We start from the raw sequence: 20924 nt of genomic DNA, 5'->3' as shown, positions 1-20924 counted from the left end.
CCCTTTAAATAGGATGAATGGCAAACCCGCCTTTGGGAAAACACCTCTCCAATGGGGCCTCTCTTTCCCGGCACAGGCTGCCCCAGCGGTTTTCTTTGTGCGAAAATCCATTCAAAAATCCAAAAAGCGCGCGCCCGGCAGGGGACGCCGGGCGCACGCTTTCTTTTCATACTGCACACCGTCAGTGGGAAGTCTGCCGGTGAGGATGGGGAAATCAAACAGTACCAGGGGGCGCGAGAAGAGGGGTGTTAGGCGTGGACGCCGCCGCTCTTTTTCATTGAAAGGGACATCCGGTCGGCAATCATGGCAATGAACTCAGAGTTGGTGGGCTTGCCGCGCAGGGCGTTGACGGTGTAGCCGAAATAGCTGTTGAGCACCTCAATGTCGCCCCGATCCCAGGCCACTTCGATGGCGTGGCGGATGGCCCGCTCCACCCGGGAGGCGGTGGTGCCGTGCATTCTGGCCACCGTGGGATAGAGCATCTTGGTGACCGACCCCAGCATCTCGCTGTTTTGGATGCACAGGGAGATGGCGTCGCGGATGTAGTGGTAGCCCTTGATGTGGGCGGGTACACCAATCAGGTGCAGCGTCTCGGTGATGGCGATCTCCAGATCGGTCTGGCTCATGGGGACCACCGCCTCGCCGGCGGGCTCCTCCACCCTGCCCAGCAGGGTGGCCACCCGCTTGGCCAGCACCTCAAAGTCAAAGGGCTGAATGGCGTAGTAGCTGGCCCCGGCCTGCATGAGGGCCGACTCGATATTGTAGTTGTCAAAGCCCAGCATGGCCACGTAGACGGGGGTGAGCCCCTTTTCACGGGTCTGGGTCATCACCTCGATGGCATCCAGGTTCGCCATAAAGGCGTTTAAGATCACCACCGCCGGCTTCTGTTTGCAGATGGCCTCCATACAGAGGTTGCCGTCGCTGGCAATGGTGGTGACTGCATAACCGTGCTTTTTCAGCACTTCGGCGCAGGGCTCCCCAAACTCCGCGCTGTTGTCAGCCACCAAAACCTTGACCTTTGTGTTCATTGTCAATCTCCTCCTGATACAATAAAATTTGCTTTTCCCTTATCAATTTCGCATCACACACCTATATTTTACCAGTTTCTGTAAGATTGTCAATGGGTTTATCTGGGAAATTTTGTAATAAACATCAAAACAATCAAAAATAGCGGAAATTGGGGCAATATCCTCAGGAAACCGAGACGGTTTTGGTGGATTCCCACATATTTTCCGCAAAAATGCCGTAACCGCGGGTGGGATCGTTGACCAGCACATGGGTGACCGCCCCCACCAGCTGGCTGTTCTGAATGATGGGGCTGCCGCTCATCCCCTGAACGATCCCGCCCGCCTTTTCCAGCAGCTCGCTGTCGGTGACGCGGATGAGCAGGTTCTTGGTTCGCTCCCTGTCGTTGAGGTTGATCTTTTCGATGTCGATGTCGTAGAGCTTGGGTGTGTCCCCCTCCAGGGTGCAGAGGATCTGGGCCGCTCCCTCCTTGACCTCCTGCTTGTAGGCCACCGGCATGGCGCTCCCCTGCGGGGTCTGGTGAAAAAGGCCGTAGACTCCAGTCTCACCGTTTTGGCGGAGGGTCCCCAGCGCCTGTTCGCTGGTGAAGAGCCCCTTTAGCTCGCCCGGGGTGCCACTCTGCCCCTTCTGCACCCCACTGATCCGGGCCGAGACAATTTCACCGGTGGCCAGGGGCATAATGTCCTTGGTATCCACATCGCTGATGCCGTGTCCCAGCCCGGCAAAGATCAGCTCGTCCCCGCTGCCGGCCACGAAGGTCATGGTGCCGATCCCCGCCGAAGAGTCCCGCACCCAGACCCCCAACTTGTACCCCCCTTCGCTGGAGAGGGCGGGGGTGACGGTGGTGGAGCAGCGGGAACCGCTCCGCATGTACTCACAGACCAGGGGCTGACCGGCCTTGGCCTGGGCAGTGATGTCGGTATAGCTTTTGATCGGCTGGCCGCCCAGGGTGACGATGACATCTCCCACCTGCAACCCCGCCTCTTCCCCCGGGGTCTTGGCCCCCTCTTTGGTCTTGACCGGGGAGATGCCCACCACCACCGCTCCATCGGTGTACATCTTCACCCCAAAGGGGCGGCCGGAGACGGTGACCACCGGCTTGTCCGCCACCGAGACGTGGACGTCCTTGACCGGGATCAAGCCAAAGAGGTTGAGATCGGTGAAGAAGTTTTGACTCCCCTCCACAGAGGCCGCCGCCTCCCGCGCCCGCTCGTCGGTGCCGGTGGAAAAGGAGAAGGGGGTAGCCCCGGAGAAGGAGACCGCATCGGCCGAGGAGACGTAAAACTGGTCGGGAAGGGTCTTTTGATAGTAGGCCACCGCCCCCAGCGAGGAGAGGGAGAAGGCCGCCCAGAGGGCCGCTGCCAGCCCGCATATTTTTTGAATCTGTTTTTTCAACGCAAATCGCCTGCCTTTACCTCCTTACTGTTTGCCCGCCCACCCGCAATTATAAAAGGAAAAAATTCGCGTCGGCGGGGGCGGAAGCGGCGAAGCCGCCTCCCATCAGTCTAGCGGCACACAGTCGATTTTTTTGTAAAATACTGGGCAAAAAGAAGGAGAAGGCGGCGCCTTTGTCACCCGCCGGTCAGCGGACAGACATCGGCGGGGGTGAAAATCTCACTTTTGCGCCCCAAAGGGCAGAGAGGGGGCGGCGGGTCCAGACCATCTTCCCCTGTCCCGGTGCAGGTGGAACAGAGAGGGCGGCAAAGCGGCCGTCGCGCTTTTGGCGCCCAATGGGCAGGGAGATAGAGACAAAGAGGGGCGGGCAATGCGGTCCCTTCTCCTCTCACGGTAGAGAAAAGCGCCCCGGAGGGAGCCGCTCAGGCTCGCTCCAGGGCGCTTTTTCAAAAGGGGAAGAAATTACTCCCCTTCACTCTCTTTCAGGGCATCGGCCTCTTCGGTGGAGTAGACCACGTTGTTCTCGCTGGAAGAGAAGCCGTAGTCGTCATCCCGCTCCTCCCGCTTGGGGCTGTCCAACAGGGCGCGGATGGACAGGCTGACCCGCTTGCGGTCGATGTCGGCCTCGGTAATCTTCACCTCGACCTCCTGTCCCACCTGCAGGGCGTCGGCCACCTTCTCAACCCGCTCGTTGGAGATCTGGCTGATGTGGATCAGACCGTCCACCCCATCGATAATCCGGGCAAAGGCGCCAAAGGAGGTGATGGAGACGATCTGCACCTTGATGACATCGCCGACATGGTAGTCTCTCTGGAAGATGGACCAGGGGTTGTCCTCGGTCTTCTTGTAGCCCAGGGAGATCTTCTTGTTCTCGAAGTCCACGTCCTTGACGTAGACCTCGACGGTGTCGCCGACCTTGACCACCTCGCTGGGGTGCTTGATGCGCTTCCAGCTCAGCTCGCTGATGTGGACCATGCCGTCCACACCGCCCAGGTCGATGAAGGCGCCGTAGGAAGTCAGGCTCTTGACGGTGCCGGTGTAGTGCTTGCCGATCTCAACAGACTGCCAGAAAGCCTCGGCGACGGCCTTGTTGCGCTCGGCCAGAACGGCTTTGATGGAGCCGATGGCGCGGGCCCGGCGCTCGTTGATCTCAATGACCTTGAATTCGGCCTCGGTGCCCTTGAGGGCGTTGAGGTCGTCGTTGCGGCGGAGGGTTGCCAGGGAGGCGGGGACGAACACCTTGATGCCGTAGCAGCTGACCAGCACGCCGCCTTTAATGACGTCGGTGACGGTGCCGGTGAGGATGGCGTCCTCCTCCTGGGCTTTGACGATCTTGTCGAAGCCCTCGATGGCGTCGTAGCGCTTTTTGGACAGCTGGACGGTGCCTTCCTGATCGTTGACCCGCAAAACGATCACGTTGATCTCTTCGCCTTTTTTGACGATGTCGTCCGCCGACGCGTTGGGATCGTTGGTGAGCTCGCTCAGGGCGACAAAACCGGTGTGCTTGGTGCCAATATCAACGGTCACCTCATTGGGGGCGATGCTGGTGACTACGCCCTTGAGGCGCTGGCCGGTATATATTGGCTTGAGGCTCTCCTCCAGTGCTTCTTCAAAGCTGAAGTCTTCGCCTTGAACGTCGTTTTGCAGTTCACTCATTGTATGTAGTACCTCCTTGATTATACACGCCGGAGTCGAAGCACCAGCGGTAACTCCTATTATTTTAGCATACAAACCGCGCTGTTGCAACAGTTCATCCGCAGTTTCTACCAGGATTGTGGGGCAATTTTTTTCGCAAACCTCCCGCAATTTGGCGGTGTTGGAGCTTTTGCGATCTCCCACCACCACCATCAGCCCGCTCTTTTGGGAAAGGGCCTCCGCCTCCTGCTGCCGGCTGGCCGTGGCCGAACAGATGGTGGAAAAGACCGAGAGCCCGGGAAAGAGGGCCTCGGCTGCGGCCACCGCCTCTTTCCAGAGGGCCACATTGAAGGTGGTCTGACTGACCATCGACACCGGCCGGTCAGAGAAGTCCCCCTCCTTTGCCAGCTGGCGCAGCTCTTCGGCAGTGGAGAAGACCCGCACCTCGCCGGGGCAGTGGCCAACGATCCCCACCACCTCGGGGTGATTGGGGTCCCCGGCGACCAGGACCAGGTCCCCCGCCTCAGAGCGCTCCCTCACGATCTGGTGGATTTTGGCCACAAAGGGGCAGGTGGCGTCCACCCAGTCGATCCCCGCCTGCTCGATCTGCGCGTAGACCGAAGCGGGTACCCCGTGGGAGCGGATGACCAGGGTCTCCCCCTCCCCCACCTCGGCGGGAGACGCAACCGTGCGCACCCCGCGGCGCTCCAGGTCGGCCACCAGGTGGGTATTGTGGATGATGGGGCCCAGGGTGCACACCCGCTTTCCCTGTTCCAGCAGGTCATAGACCTGTTTGACCGCCCGGTCCACCCCAAAGCAGAATCCCGCCGTCTTCGCCAAAATCACCGGCATGGCAACCCCTCCAACAAAGCCGACATCCGCTCGGTGAGCAGGGCCTTGGCCCCCTTGAGCTGGGAGGCGGCCTTCATGTCCGTCAGCCCCAGTTCCCCATTGCGGATAAGGGCGCCGTAGCGCACATAGACGGGGGCGAAGGGGCGCATCCCCTTGGGGGCGCAGATGGCCACCGGCAGGATGTCGGCCCCGGTCTGGGCCGAGACCACGATGGCCCCCGACTTGAGTTTGAGCAGCTTGCCGGTCTTAGAGCGGGTCCCCTCGGGAAAAACACCGAGAATTTTCCCCTCTTCGACCACCTCTTTGGCCCGGTCCAGGGCGGAGGTATCCCCCTTGCCCCGATCCACCGGAAAGGCTCCCAACGCCCGCAGCAGGCCGCCGGTAAAGCGGCCTCCAAACAATTCGATCTTGGCCATATAGCAGATCTGCTGGCGCACTGGCAGGGCCACAAAAATGGGATCCAGGTCGCTGATGTGGTTGGAGCAGAAGACGTAGCCGCCCTGGGGAGGCAGGTTCTCCCGCCCCTCATAGTGTACCCGGTAGAGGGTGCGAAAGATCACATTGACCACCCCGCGGGCAAAGTGGTAAAAACTCATAGCCGATCCCCCAGACGCTGGCGGATCAGGGCGCAGACTGCGTCCACGCTCTCCGCCAAATTCAGTTCACTGGTGTCCACCAACACCGCGTCCGCAGCCTGTTTGAGGGGGGCGGCCTCCCGGTGGCTGTCGTCGTAGTCGCGCTGCTGAATGTCCCGCAGCACCTCTTCGCAGGGGACGGGGGTCCCCTTTTCCGCCAGTTCCTTGCAGCGGCGCTGGGCCCGGGCTTCGGGAGAGGCGGTGAGGAAGATTTTTAGATCGGCATCGGGCAGCACCACAGTGCCGATGTCCCTCCCGTCCATGATGACGCTGTTCTTGCGGGCCAGGGAGCGCTGGGTCTCCATCAGGAAATCCCGCACCTCCTGCACCGCCGAGACCTGGGAGGCGGCCTTGCTCACCTGGGGAGAGCGGATGAAGTCGCTCACATCCTCGCCGTCGACAAAGACCCGCTGCCTGCCCTCGACAAAGCGCAGATCCACCTGCAGCTCCGGCAACAGGGCTTTGATGGCCGCCGTGTCGGTCAGGTCGGCCCCCACCTGCAAGCCGTGGTAGCCGATGGCCCGGTAGAGGGCCCCGGTGTCCACGTAGATAAAGTGCAGCGCCTCGGCCGCCGTGCGGGCGATGGTGCTCTTGCCCGCGCCGGCGGGCCCGTCAATGGCAATGGATAGCATATCTGTTTGTCCTCCTCGAAATTGGTGGTAATAGAGGCCCCTTCGGGGCCAAAAGCCGCCCCGGAGGGCGACCGGTCAGAACGGGTAAGGGTCACCGGGGCAGGGCCAGGATGTCCCGTGCCGCAGCCACGGCGGTGGAAAAGGCGATCTGCAAATTGAAGCCGCCGGTGTAGCCGTCCACATCCAGCACCTCCCCCGCAAAGTAGAGGCCCGGACAGCGCCTCGACTGGCAGGAGCCGGGGTCTATCTCCCGCACCGAGACGCCGCCGCGGGTGATAATTCCCTCGGCCGCGGGGCGAAAGCCGGAGACGGTGAGGGGCAGGTCCTTCATCACCCGCACCATCTCCCCCCGCTCGGCCTGGGTGAGCTGGTTGACCTTCTTCTCCCCGGGGATGCCGGTGAGGGCCACATAGCTGCCGATGAGCTTTTGCGGCAGCAGCTTGCCCAGGGCGTTTTGCAGGTTTTTGTTCCGGTACTCCTCAAAATCCCGCAGCAGCCGGCGGTCCAGCGCCTCGGGGGTGAGGCCGGGCTTTAAGTCGATGTGCAGCCGGTAGCGCCCAGGCGCATCCTCCATGTGGCAGGAGGCGGAGAGGACCAGCGGCCCCGAGACCCCGAAATGGGTGAAGAGCATCTCTCCCAGCTCGCTGAAGACCGGGCGCTTCTTCCCCACCTCCTCCACCGTGAGGGTGACGTTTTTCAGGGAGAGCCCCTGGCAGTTTTTGCACCACCGCTCACAGCAGCACAGGGGCACCAGGGAGGGCCCCGGCGCGTTGACGGTGTGCCCCAGTTGGCGGGCAAAGCGATAGCCGTCGCCGGTGCTGCCGGTCTGTGGGTAGGAGAGGCCGCCGGTGGCCACCACCACCCGGTGGGCGGCGAGGGCGCCCCCCTCTTTGAGGGACAGGGAGAAGGGCGCGCCGGGGGCGATCGCCTCCACCTCGCCCTGGCGAAATTCCACCCCCTGGGCCCGGCACCAGTTTACCAGGGCGTCCACCACGTCGCCTGCCCGGTCGCTCTGGGGGAATACCCGGTTCCCCCGCTCGGTCTTGAGGGGGACCCCCAGCCCCTCAAAAAAGGCCATGGTGTCCTGGGGGGAGAAGCCGTAGAGGGCCGAGTAGAGAAAGCGGGGGTTGCGGGGGACGCTGCGCAGAAAGTCCTCCACCTCGCAGTTGTTGGTCAGGTTGCACCGGCCCTTGCCGGTGATGCGCAACTTTTTGCCGGGGCTGTCGTTTTTTTCCAGCAGGAGGACCGGCACCCCCCCCTGTCCCAGCAGCCCGGCGGCCATCAGCCCCGCGGGGCCGCCGCCGATCACTGCGGCGCTGTACACTCTCTCCATCTCTACACCTCGCCGATGTTCTCGTAGACCTGGTCCTCGTTCCACATGGCCTCCAACTTGCCCAGGGTGGCAAACACCTCGGTCTGCTTGCGCTGGCCCAGGGCCACGATCAGGGCGTTGATGAGGCTGAGGGGGGCCACCAGCGAGTCCACAAAGGAGATCATCTCGCTCTTGGCATAGAGGACGGTGTCGGCCATGGCGGCGATGGGGGACTTTTCGCTGTCGGTGATGGAGATGACCTTTGCCCCGCTCTTGGCCGCGCAGGTCAACGCCCGCACCGTCTTTTTGGAGTAGCGGGGGAAACTGATGCCCAGAATCACGTCCCCCTCGCCGATGCGGACGATCTGCTCAAAGACATCGGAGCCCTTGTCCTCGCTGACCAGGTGAACATTTTCAAAGATCATGTTGAAATAGTAGGCGGTAAAGGAGGAGAGGGAGGAGGCCCCCCGCATCCCCACAATGTAGATGCGCCGGGCCTCCAGCAGGGTCTCGACGGCGCGGTTAAAGTCCTCGCTGGAGACGGCCTGCTCGGTCTTGCGGACGGTGGCGACATCCAGTTCCAGCACCCGGGAGAGGACGTCCCGGTCGCCGATCTGTTCGGAGGTGACCCGCATCCGCTGCACGGCGCTGAGATTGCGTTTGATGAGCTCCTTGAGGGAGCGCTGAAACTGGGGGTAGCCCTCAAAGCCCACCTCCATGGCAAAGCGAACCACGGTGGACTCGCTGACCCCCACCTCCCGCCCCAGCTTGGAGGCGGTCATAAAAGCGGCCTTGTCGTAGTTTTCAAAGATGTAGCGGGCGATCTTCTTCTGCCCCTTGGAAAACTGGCCCATCTTCTCCTCGATGGTGTGTAACAAACTGCTCAAAATCCTCTCCCTGCCTCTCTGCCCCGCGCCGGCCACAAAAAAGGCGGGCATCCGCGCATGGGCGTCTGCCGCTCGGCGTATAATGAAATGGACGCCGCTGGGAAAGCGGCTGTTTTTGCCGAATTTATCAACACTATCAGTGTATCGTTGCGGGGCCAAAATTGCAAGGAATTTTTGCCCCTTCTCCCCCCTTTTTTGCAGGAAATGACGGCAGCTTCTTGCAAAATGCCGTCCGCCGCTGGGCCGCTTTTTAAAAATGGCGGCAAAACCGGCAAAGGCGTGGATTTTGCAGGGGAAATGTGGTATATTCTATGGGAGTTCATCGCCCAACCCATTTCGCGGGGGCCTGTGCCCCCATCCCTGAGACTACATTCGAGGTGTGCGCAACATGGCAGTTATCTACGAGGACTTGCTCAAGGGCAAACAGCACGTTCATTTCATCGGCATCGGCGGGTCGGGGATGTTCCCCCTCGCCCAAATCCTGCACGACAAGGGCTATTACATCACCGGCTCGGACAACAACGAGACCGACACCCTGGCCCTGGTGCGGGGGCTGGGGATCCCGGTGCACCTGGGCCACGACCCCAAAAACATCGAGGGGGCCGACCTGGTGGTCTACACCGCGGCCATCATGAAGGACAATCCCGAGCTGCTGGCGGCCAAGGCCTCCAACGCCACCGTCATCGAGCGCTCGGTGCTGCTGGGGGTCATCTCCCGCCAGTACTCCAACGCCGTCTGCATCTGTGGCACCCACGGCAAAACCACCTCCACCGCCATGCTCACCCAGCTGCTGCTGGACTGCGGGGCCGACCCCACGGCGGTCATCGGCGGCAAATTGAGCCGCATCGGCGGCAACGGCCGGGTGGGGAAGAGCGAGACCTTCGTCTGCGAGTCCTGCGAGTACGTGGACACCTTCTTAAAGCTCAGCCCCGACGTCTCGGTGGTCCTCAACATCGACCGGGACCATCTGGAGTACTTCAAAAATCTCGAGAACATCATCCGCTCCTTCAACGCCTTCAACAAGATGGCCAGCAAGATGGTCATCGTCAACGGGGACGACGAGAACTCCATGAAGTCCCTGGACGGGGTGACGGTGCCCATCCTCACCTTTGGCACCAAGGCGGGGCTTGACTACACCGCCGAGAACATCGCCGTGGAGCGGGGGGTCTTTTACCAGTACGACCTCTGCCACCGGGGCGAGACCCTCTGCCGGATTCGGCTGGGGGTGCCGGGCCGGCACAACATCCTCAACTCTCTGGCCGTCTGCGTGGCGGCGCTGCAGTGCGGGGTCACCCCCGCCCAGCTGGAGGAGCAGCTGCCCCACTTCGGCGGGGCGGGCCGCCGCTTTGAATTTTTGGGGGAGGTCGGCGGCTTTACCGTGGCCGACGACTACGCCCACCACCCCGCCGAGCTGGAGGCGACCCTCAAGGTGGCCACCCAGATGGGCTACAACAAGGTGTGGGCGGTCTTTCAGCCCTTCACCTTCTCCCGCACCTCGATCCTGCTGGACGACTTCGCGCGGGTCCTGCAGATCGCCGACCGGGCGGTGATCACCGCCATCATGGGCGCAAGGGAGATCAACACCTACGGCATCCACGCCAAGGACCTGGCCGACAGGGTGCCCGGCAGCGTGCAGCTGGACACCTTCCCCGAGGTGGCCGACTACCTGCTGGCCCACGCGGAACCGGGCGACCTGGTGCTCACCCTGGGCTGCGGAGACGTCTACAAGATCGACAAGCTGCTGCTGGGGCAGAAAAAGAACTGACAAAAGGGCGTCCGGCAGCTGTTGCCGGGCGCTCTTTTTTGCAGGGAGGGAGGAAGCTTGATGGAGAGAAGAGCCGCCGGTGTCGTCTACCTGCTCTGCGGCAAGACCGGCAGTGGGAAGAGCACCTTCGCCCGGGCCTGGCAGGCCGAGCGGGGGGCCGCCCTGCTCTCGGTGGACGAACTGATGCTCGCCCTCTTCCCCGAGTACCTGGGGGAGGCCCACCGGGCGGTCTGGGAGCGGTGCCGCGCCTACCTGTTGGAAAAGGCGGTGGAGATCGCCCTGGCCGGGGCGGATGTACTGCTGGACTTCGGCTTTTGGCGCGCGGCGGAGCGTGCCGAGACCCGGGCCCGGTTTGCCGGGGCGGGGGTGCCGGTCAAACTGATCCTCTTTCGCGCGCCGGCCGACCTGCGCGCCCGGCGGCTGGCAGGGCGAAACGCCGGCGCCCGGGGGCGGGAATACCGCATTGACCCCGAGATGCAGGCCCTCTTCGACAGCCGCTTCGAGCCCCTCGCCGAGGGGGAGGCCGACTGGGTGATCTGCCCCGGCGACAAGCTGCCCGACTGCACCGAGTGAAGAAAGAGGGAGCCCGGCAGACGGTTCTGCCGGGCTCCCTCTTTCTGTCTGCCCGCCCCCTGCCAAAACGCGCAAAAAAGCGCCTGGAAAGCGCCTGGAAAGCGCTGTGAGAGCTGCTTTTCCAGGCGCTTTTCACACCTCTTTTCGCCGCCAGGTCGAACTCCTCTCCGTCACTGGGTGGGCAGGGTGATGACCCCCACGTAGTGAAAGCCCCCGTCCCCAGTCCCCTCGATGGAAATTCTCCGCCGGCGCAGGAGGGCCCCCCGCTCCCCGTCCGCCGTCTGCTCGTAGACGCTCACCGAAAGGCTCATCAGCGACCCGCCCACCTGCCAGTCGTCCAGCGCAAAGAGGTATTCGCGGGGGACAGGGCGGTAGATGAGGGCGTAACTCTCCCGCTCGGGCAGGTAGCGCCCGCTCTCCCGCACCCACTGGGCCGGCAACCCAAAGTAGCGCTGGCAGAACCCCTCCACCTCGTCCTGGGAAAAGAGGTAGCCGGAGAGCTCGTCCGCCGACGCGGCCCCGTAGTTGTAATAGGGGCGATCCGGCGCCCGGTTGTCGGGGTAGAGGGGGAGGTAGTAGCCCAGCACCACTACGGCGTCGGGGGACAGCTGGTCCGCGCTGGTCCAGTCGGGCGCCTCGGCCGCCAGCCAGCGGCAGCGGTCCAGGTAGAGATCCATCACCTGGCGCTCGCTGAGATCGGCGGGGAAATAGTGCTCTCCCGCCGGGACAGAGCTGCTCTCCGCCCGATCGGTGGCGGCGGGGACGCAGCCCGCCAAAAGGGCGCCCAGCAGCGCCACCGCCGCCCATATCCGTCCCATTCGCCTCACGCAGACCGCCCCCCTCCACTGATTTTCCCCCTCTAGTATAGTCGAAGGGGAAAAAAAGAAACAGGGGGCGGTGTGTTTTTTTCAACTTCTTGTGCTGTCTGTCGAAAAAAGGGGCAAAAAGGCAGCGCTTCGCACAAGGGAAATCTGTCGAAATCGGGCGAATGTCCCAGAGGGCGAAGCCCCCCTCTAAAATTGGTTGTAGAGAAACTGGGGGGCAGTGGAGAAATCGGTGCAGAGAAGCCCGATGTAGATGCCTATAAAGAGGAGGAAGAAAAAGGCCGTCCACCCCAGGAAGGAGAGCCAGGGGTTGCCCTTAATCCGCCTGATAAAACCGGTAAATCTGTTCATCTAAATACGCCCATCCCTTCCAGCCCAGGTGCATAATGTCCCGCAAAAAATAGGGCTCGTATTCCCGATCCGAGTAGTCGGCCAGCTGCACCCCGTTTTGCTCGGCAATGTTGCGGATGTTCTGGTAGTACTGTTTTCTGTCCTCCTGGGGAAAGCCGGTGTAGTCGTACCAGTAGCCGTTGACCGGCACGCTCACCAGCAAAATCTCAATCCCCAGCTCCTTGGCCACCTGCAAGAACAGCCACAGGTCGTCGTATTCCGGGGACACCTTGAAGCTGGAGTCCCGCTCTGAGTTGCGGGCAGTGTAGCCCCGGGCGCGAATCAGCTGCTGGTAGTACCCGTCCTCCATATAAAAGGCGTTGTTGGTGCACAGCTCCTTCCCCTGCTCCTCCCCCTGCTGGCGCAGGGCTTCCCAATCGATCTCCCCGGCGTGAACCGTCGTCTCGCTGGGCTTGACCGACGCGATAAAGGGGGTGTAGCGGTGCTCCGCCTGTTGGTGGGGATAGGTCTGGGTGCGCCAGACATTGTAGTCCGACTGCAGCCCCGAAAAGAGGTTTCCCACCCCCAGCTGCAAATAGTCCAGGGGGTTGAGATCCCCGGTGAGGTAGATCTTCTCGTAGGTCTCCACCTGCTCTTTGCGCGCGGGGTCCTTGACGAGGAGCTCCTTGCACCGGCGCAAAATCTTTTTCTTGGTCTCGTCTGTCACCCGCTCGTTTTTCATAAAGGCGTCAAACATCTGGGGGTAAAACCGGCTGGCAAAGGTCTCGGGATAGACCCCCTGCTTATAAAACCACTGGGGGGAGAGGATAAAGACCGCCTTTTTGTTGGCCATCTGATCCGACAGGGCCGCCAGGTTGATGGCCTGGTTGAGACTCTGGGTTCCCGGCACCCCCAACAGCACCGTGTTGAAGTCGGAGTTGCCGCTGCCAAACACCAGTTGGGGGTGGGTGCTCTCCTCGTGCAGCGTCAGCTCCGACGAGCCCAGCACCAAAATGCTGCGCTCGTCCCGAAGGGCGGAAAAGGCGTTTGGCGAGTAATTTTTCTCCAAGCTGGTGTCGTAGATGAGCTGGCGCTGCAAGTCGCCCTCCAGCTGCCCGCGGAAGTAGCGCCCCGACCCCCAGATGCAGCCCAAAGCCAGCGCCAGGGCCAGCAGGGCGGCGGCCGCCCTCTTCACGCCTGCTCGCTCCTCTGGGCGATGAGGGAGATGAGCTTGCGGGGGGTATTCATCTCTTCCCGCTCCAGCTCAGAGGGGGAGATGACGACTCCAAACCGGTCCTCAATGTCCACCAGCAGCTCGGTAAAACCCAGGGAGTCGATGAGGCCGGTCGCAAAGAGCTCCACGTCCAGGTCCTCCCGCACCACCTCATCGTCGCAGAGTTCCACCAACATCTCCAAAATCTTTTCTTCCATTGCAGTTGCTCCTTTCTATATGGCCGCCCCGGCGGCGCGATATGCAGTCTGTTCCTTGAGGGTCAGATGAGTTTTGCCAACACGGCCCTTCCCGCCTCCGCCATGGCTCCCGAGAAGATGAGAAATCCCACCATCACCAGCTGCAGGGTGACAAACCAGGAGAGGGCCCTGTACCAGCCCTTGTCCCGGTTTCTCTTATAAAAGACCGACTTTTTCTGGTAGATTTCGGTGAGGGCCAACAGCGCCCCGTGATAGAGGCCGTAGGCGATATAGCAGCCGGTGAACCCGTGCCAGAGGCCCATCACCAACATGTTCACAACCAGCCCGGCCGCCGCCCCGTTCAGGCGGCTGGAAAACCACTTTTTGCGAATGGCGTTCATCATAAAGCGGGAGAAAAGGAAGTCCCGGAACCAGTGGGAGAGGGTGATGTGCCAGCGGTTCCAAAAGTCCTTCATGTCCACGCTCAAGAAAGGCTTGTCGAAGTTTTCCGGGGTGCGGATGCCCAGGATATAGCTGACCCCAATGGCCATCAGGCTGTAACCGGCAAAGTCAAAAAAGAGGTAGAAGCCGTAGCTGTACCCGTACCCGGCCAGCGGCAGGGGGCGGTAGCGGTGGGCAAAGCGGCCCATCACCTGGTAAAACAGCTGGGAGAGGGCGTACTTGTAAAAGAGGCCCAGGGCGATCTTTTGCAGCCCCGTTCCCAGCAGTTTGCGGTACTCCGCCCGGGGATAGACGGTGTGCCAGTCCGCCAGAAAGCGGCGGCTGCGGTCGATGGGGCCCGAACTGATGGTCGGGAAGAAGAGGAGGAAGCTGGAGAGCTCCAGTCCCCCCATCTCCTTGATGACCCCGTCGTAGATCTCAATGATGACCTGCAGCACCTTAAAACTCAGATAGCTGATGCCCAGAAAGCCGAAAATGCCCTTGCCAAAGAGGCCGGAGAACTTGTAGAGCAGAAGGGGCGCCAAGGCCAGGGCCACAAAGTGGCCGTAGATCACGCTGTTGCGGCCGAACTTGCGGCGCAGCAGCAGGTAGCCCTTGACCGCGTGCAGTTCCAACAGGTAAAAGCCCGCCAGCCAGAGCAGCTGCGCCGGCTCCCTGCCGTACACCAGCCAGAGAAAGAGCAGCGAGAGGGCGAAGCCGTACCCCCTGAGGGATTTTTCCCGCAGTCCCAATACCGCTGCCGGCACCAGGGCCGCCGCCAGCACCAAGAAAAAGCGCAGGTCGCCGTAAAAACTCACCTTGCCAACCCTCCCAGCGCCTTGCGGTCCACCTTGCCGTTGGCGGTCATGGGAAGGGCGTCCAGAAAGACGAACTTCTTGGGGATCATGTAGGCGGGGAGAAACCGTCCAAGCTCCCCCCTGGCCCGCTGCGAGGCGGCAAAGTCCCGCTCCCCCGGCCAGTCGGCCGCCACGTAGGCCGTCAGGCTGCGGACGGTGCCATCCCGCTCCTGGGGCAGCACCACCGCCCCCCGAACGCCCGGCAACCGGCAGATGTTCTGCTCGATGTCCTCCAACTCGATGCGGTAGCCGTGCAGCTTGATCTGCAGGTCCAGCCGGCCGCAGTAGTACAACTGCCCGCCCCGCAGGTATCCTTTGTCCCCGGTGCGGTAGAGGCGGTGCTCGGCCCCCGCCACCCGCCGGGTGCCGAAGGTGCGCGCGGTCAGGTCGGGGCGGCCGAAATAGCCGCTGCTCACCGTGTCCCCCACGATGACGATCTCCCCTCGCTCCCCCTCCGGCAGGTCCTCCCCCTCCGGGCCGGTGATAAAGAGCCAGGTGCCCGGCTTGGGAGCCCCCACCGGCAGGGGCTCGTTGGCCGCCGCCAGGGAGGGGGTGATCTCCACCTGGGTGACGGCCACGGTGGACTCGGTGGGGCCGTAGGTGTTGACGACCTTGGCCCCGGGAAAGCGGCTGTGCAGCTTTTGGGCGGTGGCGTTTTGCAGCGTCTCCCCGCAGAAGAGAAAGAGTTTCATCTCGGGCAGCAAGGCGCTGTCAAAGCGCCTGTCGGCCAGGCAGACCTCGGCAAAGGAGGGGGTGGAGACCCAGACCTGGGCCCCCGACCGCTCCAGGGAGGAGAAGAGGGCCGCCGCGTCCTGCTGTACCTCTTTGGGCAGCGTCCAGAGGGTGCCGCCGGTAAAAAAGGCAGTGTAGAGGTCCATCACCGACAGGTCAAAGGAGAAGGGGGCCTGGTTGAGAAAGACCCGGGGCGCCCCTGCCGGGAATCCCTCCCCCAACCGGGAGGACCAGTCCAGGAAGCGATCCAGGCAGTCGGCGGTGATCTGCACCCCCTTGGGGGTGCCGGTGCTGCCGGAGGTGAAGAGGATGTAAAAGAGGTCCTCCCCCGCCACCGGGCGGAGAGCGGTTGGAGCCTCTCCCCCTTCGGCCAGGGCGGCCAGTTCGGCGGCGGCGAGCACCGGGCGCCCACAGGGATCGGCCAGCGGCTCGACGGCCAGCACCAGCGGCGGGTCGGCCGCCTCGACGGTGCTGGCTACCCGCGCGGGGGGGAGGGAGGTGTCCACCGGGCAGTAGCCCCGGCCCGAGCGGGCACAGGCCAAAAAGCACAGGGGCACCAGGGGACTCTTGTGCCCGTAGACCACCAGGGGGGAGCGGTTTTCCCCCAGGCGGCGATCCAGGGCGGCGGCCAGGCGGCCCGCCCCCTCCCACAGCTGGCGATAGGTCAACTCCCCTTGGGGAGAGCGGTAGGCCAGAGCGTCCGGCCGGGCGGCGGCGTGACTGGCGATGGCGTCCAACAAATTCATCGGCGATTCCCCTTCCCTGGGCCCCGCAATTGGCTATCAAGCGATTGCAGAGCCTGAAAACGCAGAAAAACAGCGGAGATACCGCTGTTTTTCTAGATGCTGTTTCTTATTATAGGGTGGCGAACGATTCCTGTCAATCGGCGAAAAAACGGGGTAAAATCGCCATTTGGGAGGAACAAACCCCGTCGCAGCAGGGCGTCAGGGTGGGTAGCGCCTCCTTCGCTCCAAAGGAGCGGCAATAAATTCATAAAATCTTCAACCGTTTTTAGGGCTGTCTGTCATAAAGAGACGGGGCAATCGCCCTCCCCGCCGCCCGCCATCGCCGGCGCAGGCCGCCCTTTTCCCGCTTGGGCCTCTCTTCGGCGTGCCGGCTGCCGGCGCTCTCCCCTTCCCTCCCCTTGGCAGCGCCGGGCCGCCCGCCGCGTCGTATTTCCTTTCCCTTCCCCGAGCCGCCGGAAATCGGCGTCCCCGGAGAGGCCCCCTGCAGGCGCTCCAAAAGGGCGCCGGATACACCGGCGCCCTTTTGAAATGAAGAGGAGATTGTCTGTCCGGCGGGAAGAGGGGGTGGCGTCCCCTCCTCCCGCCGGCGTGGCTAAGCGCCGGGAAAGACCGCCGCGCGAAAGCGGCGGCAGGCGGCCTCGACGCCGTCGGGCTGGGAAAAGACTGCAAAGGCCCCAGCCACCAGGGCGTCGGCCCCGGCATCGGCGCAGGCGCGGCCGTTTTCCGGGCCGATGCCCCCGTCCACCTCGATGAGAAGGGGGCGGCCCAGGTCGCGGCGTAGGGCATTCAGTCGGCCCACCCGCTCCACCGTGCCGGGGAGAAACGCCTGCCCTGAAAAACCGGGTTTTACCCCCATCAGGAGCACCCAGTCGCAGAGGTCCAGATAGGGGCGCAGGGCCTCCACCGGCTCGTCGGGGTTCAGGGCCAGGCCGGGGGCGATCCCCGCCCGGCGCAATGCCTTTAAGAGGGCGGCGGCGTCCACCGGGCAGCCCAGGTGAAAGGCCGCCCGCTCCACCCGGTTTTGGGCCAGCTGGGGAAGGTAGTCCCCCGGGTTTTCCACCATCAGGTGGCAGTCCACCGGCAGGGGCGAGGCGGCGCGAACCGCCCGGATGAGGTCAAAGTTGAGGCAGAGGTTTGGGACGTAGTGCCCGTCCATGACGTCCAGGTGGTACCAGTCGCAGCCGCCCCGCTCCAGGGCGCGCAGGTCGTCGCCCAGGTGGAGCCAGTCGGCGCAGGCCAGAGTCGCGGTGAGGATGCCCATTTGATTTTTCTCTCCCTTTTCTAGCGGGTGCCCGAAATCTTCGAGTAGGGCTTGCCCGAGGCCGCGGGGCCGGTGGCCCCCTTGATAGTGAGGGCCAGAACGATGATGCTGGCCACATAGGGGATCATCTGCACAAACTCGTGGGGGATGGGGGAGTTGGGGATGATCTGAATGTAGAGCTGCACCGCGTCAAAAAAGCCAAAGCACATGGCCGCGGCAAAGGCCCCGGTGGGGGTCCAGCGGCCCATGATGACCGCGCCCAGGGCCAGGTAGCCCCGGCCGGCCACCATCCCCTCTTGAAACAGGTTCATCTGCCCCACAGAGAGGAAGGCACCGGCCAGCCCCCCCAGCACCCCGGAGAGGAGAACGCCGGCGAAGCGCATGGCCCCCACGTTGATGCCGGCAGTCTCAGCCGCCCGGGGGTGTTCGCCACAGGCGCACATCCGCAGCCCCAAGGGAGTTTTGAAGAGGAGGAAGTTGCCCCCCAGAAGAAGGAGCACCCCGATGTAGACGATGGGGGAAAAGTCGGCCAGGACATTCCCCACCAGGGGGATGGGGCGCAGAAACTCGGTGGTGGCAATGGTGTTCACGGTGGGGGACATCCCCTTTTGGTGGAAGATGGCCTGCAACCCCACCGAGCAAAAGCCGGTGGCCAGCAGCACCAACGCCTGGGAGGAGACCCCCTGCGCCCCGCCGCAGACGATGGAGACAAAGCCGTGGATGGCCGAGATGACCACGCCGACGAGGACGGCCAGAAGGACGCCGAACCAGGGGTTTCCGGTCCAGTAAGAGCCCAGCACCGCCAGGAAGGCCCCCATTCCCATAATGCCCTCGAGGCCGATGTTGACCACCCCGGTGCGCTCGGAGATAGTGGCCCCGACGGCGGTGATGGCGATGGGGGTGCCCAGGCGGATGGTGGCCAGAACGATATAAGAGACGGCGTCAAGCATACTTCACACCCCGTTTCTGCGCTTTTTTCAGCAGGTAGCGGATGAAATTTTCGGAACAGACAAAGATGATGATCAGCCCCTGGACGATGGAGACAAATTCAGAGGAGACCCCGGTGCTCATCTGCATCAGCGCCGCGCCGTTGCGCATGGCGCCGAAGAGGAAGGCGGTGAGGAGCACCGCCACCGGGTTGTTTTTGGCCAGCAGCGCCACGGCGATGCCGGTGGCCCCGTAGCCCGGGGAGTAGCTCTCAAAGACCCGAAAGACGGTGCCGTTGATCTCCAGGCAGCCGCCCAGGCCGGCCAGCGCCCCCGAGAGGAGAAGGGCTAAAAACATGTTGCGGCCCACGTTGATGCCGGCCGAGCTGGAGGCATCGCGGTTGTATCCGGTGGCCCGCATCTCGTAGCCCCAACGGGTCTTTTGAATAAATATTGCCACCAAAACCACCGCCAGTACCGCCACCAAAATGCCCACGTTGATGTTGTAGGGCTTGGCCACCAGGGCAGGCAGCCGGGCGGAGTCGCGAATTTTCTCGGTGGCCGAGAGCTGGCCGCCGGCGTTGACAAAGACCTTGACCACCAGGTAGCCAAGCAGGAATTTGGCCACGTAGTTGAACATGATGGTGGTGAAGACCTCGCCCACATTCTTTTTCAGCCGCAGCCAGGCGGGGATCAGGGCCCAGAGCAGCCCGCCCAGCATGCTGGCGAGCATGCAGATGGGCAGGTGCAGCGCCGCCGGGGCGGGGATGTAGATGCCCGCCAAACAGCCCAGCAGGCCACCGACGATGAGTTGGCCCTCGACGCCGATGTTGAAGACCGAGCCCTTCTGCCCCACCGCCACCGCCAGCCCGGCGAGGATGATGGGGATCATCCGGTTGATGGTGCCGCCGATGGCGCTGGGGCTGCCCAGGGCCCCCTGAAAGAGGGCGGCGTAGGCGGTAAAGGGGTTGACCCCCAAGATGGCGAGGATGATCCCCCCGGTGACGATGGAGAGGACAAAGGCCAGCAGGGAGATGGCCGCCTCCAACCCGGCGGCCCGCAGTTTTTCAGGTGGGGGGATCAGCCGCTTTCTGGGTGGCTTCGGGGCGGGAGACGCGCCCTCCCTCTCAAGCGTTTGCGGCTTCATGCAATCCCTCCTCCTGGGCCACGCCCAGCATGTAGGCGCCCAGCTGTTCTTTGGTGACGCCCTCGTTTTTCAGCACCTTGACAATCTGTCCCTTGAAGATGACTGCAATGCGGTCGCTGACTTGCAAAACCTCGTCCAGCTCCAGGGAGAAGAGGAGGACCCCTTTGCCCTGGTTGCGGGCCTCCACCAGTTTGTCCTGCACAAAGGAGACCGCCCCCAGGTCCAGCCCGCGGGTGGGCTGAATGGCCATCACCATCTCCGGGTCAGAGCTCATCTCCCGGGCGATGATGATCTTCTGCTGGTTGCCCCCCGAGAGTTTTCCCGCCGGCGCATCCAGACTGCCGCAGCGGATGTCGAAATCCTCCTGCAGGCGGCGGGCGTTCTCCTCTACCTTTTTCTTGTCCAGAAAGACGCCGGCTTTTAAAAACCGCCTCTGGTCCTGAAACCCCAGGATGAGGTTTTCCCGCACCGAGAAGTCCAGCACCAGCCCATCCTTGTGCCGGTCCTCAAAGATGACCCCCATCCCCATCTTCTTGATCTCCTTGACGCTCTTTCCGGCGATGTCCTGCCCGAGAAAAGAGATGGTTCCGGCCGAGGGTTTGCGCTTGCCGCAGAGGAGGTTTTCCAGCTCCTCCTGGCCGTTGCCGTCCACCCCGGCCACCCCGAGGATCTCCCCCCGGTGCAGCTGCAAGTCGACGCCCTTGATGCGCTCCACCCCGTGGTGGTTGACATAGTGGACGCCGCGGATGTCCAGCAGTACCCCGCTGTCCTCCACCTGGCGGCGCGCCCCTCCCCCCAGGCGGACTTCCCGCCCCACCATGAGGGTGGCCAACTCTTGCTGGTTGGTCTCGGCCATGGGCAGGGTGCCCACCACCCTGCCCCGGCGGATGACGGTGACCCGGTCGGAAATTTTCTCCACCTCAGCCAGCTTGTGGCTGATGAAGAGGATGGTCTTGCCGCTGTCGCGCAACCGGGTGAGAATGTCGCAAAACTCGTCGATCTCCTGAGGGGTGAGAACGGCGGTGGGTTCGTCGAAGATGAGAATTTCCGCCTTGCGGTAGAGAATTTTAAGAATCTCTACCCGCTGTTGCATGGTCACCGACAGCTCGCTGACTCTGACGGTCGGGTCGATGCCCAGGCCGTACCGCTGGGAGAGCTGGCGAATCTCCTCCTCCGCTCTGGGGTAGTCGATGCGAAGGCGGCTGCCCACCTCCATCCCCAGGATGATGTTCTGGGTGACGGTGAATTTGGGGATGAGCATGAAGTGCTGGTGCACCATCCCCAACCCGTGGCGGATGGCGTCTTTGGGCGATGCCAGGCGCACCTCCTCCCCCCGCAGGAGGATGCTCCCCTCGTCGGGCTGTTGCAGCCCGTAGAGGATTCCCATGAGGGTGGATTTCCCCGCCCCGTTCTCCCCCGCCAGGGAGTGAATCTCCCCCCGGCGGACAGACAGGTCGATGTGGTCGTTGGCCACCACCCCGGGGAACACCTTGGTGATTCCCTGCAGCTTGATGATGTCCTCCCCCATTGCCTCTCAC

The 20924-nt window shown here is 63.0% G+C and carries 19 protein-coding genes; 2 read left to right on the top strand and 17 right to left on the bottom strand.

Translation table 11 applies throughout. The features are described from left to right. Positions 1–248 precede the first annotated feature (248 nt). The 7 genes from spo0A to HJY11_RS09880 form a co-directional block, all read right to left on the bottom strand. Positions 249–1028, bottom strand: a complete 780-nt coding sequence (gene spo0A, locus HJY11_RS09910; protein ID WP_208075799.1) for a sporulation transcription factor Spo0A — start codon at positions 1026–1028, stop codon at positions 249–251. Positions 1029–1191: 163 nt separating this feature from the next. After that, positions 1192–2421: a SpoIVB peptidase gene (gene spoIVB, locus HJY11_RS09905; RefSeq protein ID WP_208075798.1), complete on the bottom strand. Its 1230-nt coding sequence runs from the start codon at positions 2419–2421 to the stop codon at positions 1192–1194. A 462-nt stretch (positions 2422–2883) separates the two neighbouring features. After that, on the bottom strand, positions 2884–4908 hold the full coding sequence (locus HJY11_RS09900) for a bifunctional 4-hydroxy-3-methylbut-2-enyl diphosphate reductase/30S ribosomal protein S1 (RefSeq protein ID WP_208075797.1): 2025 nt from the start codon (positions 4906–4908) through the stop codon (positions 2884–2886). Next, complete coding sequence (locus HJY11_RS09895; protein WP_208075796.1) at positions 4899–5504, bottom strand: lysophospholipid acyltransferase family protein; 606 nt, start codon at positions 5502–5504, stop codon at positions 4899–4901. Before HJY11_RS09895 ends, HJY11_RS09900 begins: the two co-directional genes overlap by 10 nt. Beyond that, positions 5501–6175, bottom strand: coding sequence for a (d)CMP kinase (cmk, locus tag HJY11_RS09890; protein WP_208075795.1), 675 nt, complete (start codon positions 6173–6175; stop codon positions 5501–5503). Before cmk ends, HJY11_RS09895 begins: the two co-directional genes overlap by 4 nt. A 91-nt stretch (positions 6176–6266) precedes the next feature. Continuing rightward, a complete protein-coding gene (locus tag HJY11_RS09885) occupies positions 6267–7508 on the bottom strand; it encodes an NAD(P)/FAD-dependent oxidoreductase (protein ID WP_208075794.1) in 1242 nt (413 codons plus the stop codon). Positions 7509–7510: 2 nt separating this feature from the next. Continuing rightward, a complete protein-coding gene (locus HJY11_RS09880) occupies positions 7511–8374 on the bottom strand; it encodes a MurR/RpiR family transcriptional regulator (RefSeq protein ID WP_243764405.1) in 864 nt (287 codons plus the stop codon). A gap of 388 nt (positions 8375–8762) precedes the next feature. On the opposite strand from HJY11_RS09880, the gene murC reads away from it, so the two are divergent. Together murC and HJY11_RS09870 are read left to right on the top strand one after the other, a co-directional pair. Continuing rightward, the gene (murC, locus tag HJY11_RS09875) at positions 8763–10139 is read left to right on the top strand and encodes a UDP-N-acetylmuramate--L-alanine ligase (protein ID WP_208075792.1); all 1377 of its coding nucleotides are present in this window, start codon (positions 8763–8765) and stop codon (positions 10137–10139) included. Between the two features lie 60 nt (positions 10140–10199). Further along, positions 10200–10712: an AAA family ATPase gene (locus HJY11_RS09870; protein WP_208075791.1), complete on the top strand. Its 513-nt coding sequence runs from the start codon at positions 10200–10202 to the stop codon at positions 10710–10712. 170 nt (positions 10713–10882) lie between these two features. On the opposite strand, the gene HJY11_RS09865 is transcribed toward HJY11_RS09870, so the two are convergent. The 10 genes from HJY11_RS09865 to HJY11_RS09820 all read right to left on the bottom strand — a co-directional run bounded on the left by HJY11_RS09865 (position 10883) and on the right by HJY11_RS09820 (position 20914). Further along, positions 10883–11539 carry a hypothetical protein gene (locus tag HJY11_RS09865; RefSeq protein WP_208075790.1) on the bottom strand — a complete coding sequence of 219 codons (657 nt, stop codon included), beginning with the start codon at positions 11537–11539 and terminating at the stop codon, positions 10883–10885. Between the two features lie 186 nt (positions 11540–11725). Continuing rightward, complete coding sequence (locus HJY11_RS09860) at positions 11726–11887, bottom strand: hypothetical protein (protein ID WP_208075789.1); 162 nt, start codon at positions 11885–11887, stop codon at positions 11726–11728. Next, positions 11853–13061, bottom strand: coding sequence for a D-alanyl-lipoteichoic acid biosynthesis protein DltD (gene dltD, locus HJY11_RS09855; protein ID WP_208075788.1), 1209 nt, complete (start codon positions 13059–13061; stop codon positions 11853–11855). The genes HJY11_RS09860 and dltD overlap by 35 nt, the downstream gene beginning before the upstream one ends. Next, the gene (dltC, locus tag HJY11_RS09850; RefSeq protein WP_208075787.1) at positions 13058–13297 is read right to left on the bottom strand and encodes a D-alanine--poly(phosphoribitol) ligase subunit DltC; all 240 of its coding nucleotides are present in this window, start codon (positions 13295–13297) and stop codon (positions 13058–13060) included. Before dltC ends, dltD begins: the two co-directional genes overlap by 4 nt. Before the next feature lie 62 nt (positions 13298–13359). Continuing rightward, positions 13360–14535 (bottom strand): D-alanyl-lipoteichoic acid biosynthesis protein DltB, encoded by a 1176-nt coding sequence (gene dltB, locus HJY11_RS09845; RefSeq protein ID WP_208075786.1) that lies wholly within the window; start codon positions 14533–14535, stop codon positions 13360–13362. Beyond that, positions 14532–16052 (bottom strand): D-alanine--poly(phosphoribitol) ligase subunit DltA, encoded by a 1521-nt coding sequence (dltA, locus tag HJY11_RS09840; RefSeq protein WP_208075785.1) that lies wholly within the window; start codon positions 16050–16052, stop codon positions 14532–14534. Before dltA ends, dltB begins: the two co-directional genes overlap by 4 nt. A 592-nt stretch (positions 16053–16644) precedes the next feature. Then, positions 16645–17313 (bottom strand): ribulose-phosphate 3-epimerase, encoded by a 669-nt coding sequence (locus HJY11_RS09835; RefSeq protein ID WP_208075784.1) that lies wholly within the window; start codon positions 17311–17313, stop codon positions 16645–16647. A gap of 20 nt (positions 17314–17333) precedes the next feature. Then, positions 17334–18263, bottom strand: a complete 930-nt coding sequence (locus tag HJY11_RS09830) for an ABC transporter permease (RefSeq protein WP_208075783.1) — start codon at positions 18261–18263, stop codon at positions 17334–17336. Continuing rightward, on the bottom strand, positions 18256–19386 hold the full coding sequence (locus HJY11_RS09825) for an ABC transporter permease (RefSeq protein WP_208075782.1): 1131 nt from the start codon (positions 19384–19386) through the stop codon (positions 18256–18258). The genes HJY11_RS09830 and HJY11_RS09825 overlap by 8 nt, the downstream gene beginning before the upstream one ends. Beyond that, a complete protein-coding gene (locus tag HJY11_RS09820; RefSeq protein WP_208075781.1) occupies positions 19367–20914 on the bottom strand; it encodes an ABC transporter ATP-binding protein in 1548 nt (515 codons plus the stop codon). The genes HJY11_RS09825 and HJY11_RS09820 overlap by 20 nt, the downstream gene beginning before the upstream one ends. Positions 20915–20924 lie beyond the last annotated feature (10 nt).

It is taken from the genome of Bittarella massiliensis (ex Durand et al. 2017) (assembly GCF_017566145.1).
In the GTDB taxonomy this organism is placed as follows: domain Bacteria; phylum Bacillota; class Clostridia; order Oscillospirales; family Ruminococcaceae; genus Bittarella; species Bittarella massiliensis_A.
The sequence above is the reverse complement of the archived record's forward strand: the minus strand, read 5'-3'. Positions and strand labels throughout refer to the sequence as shown.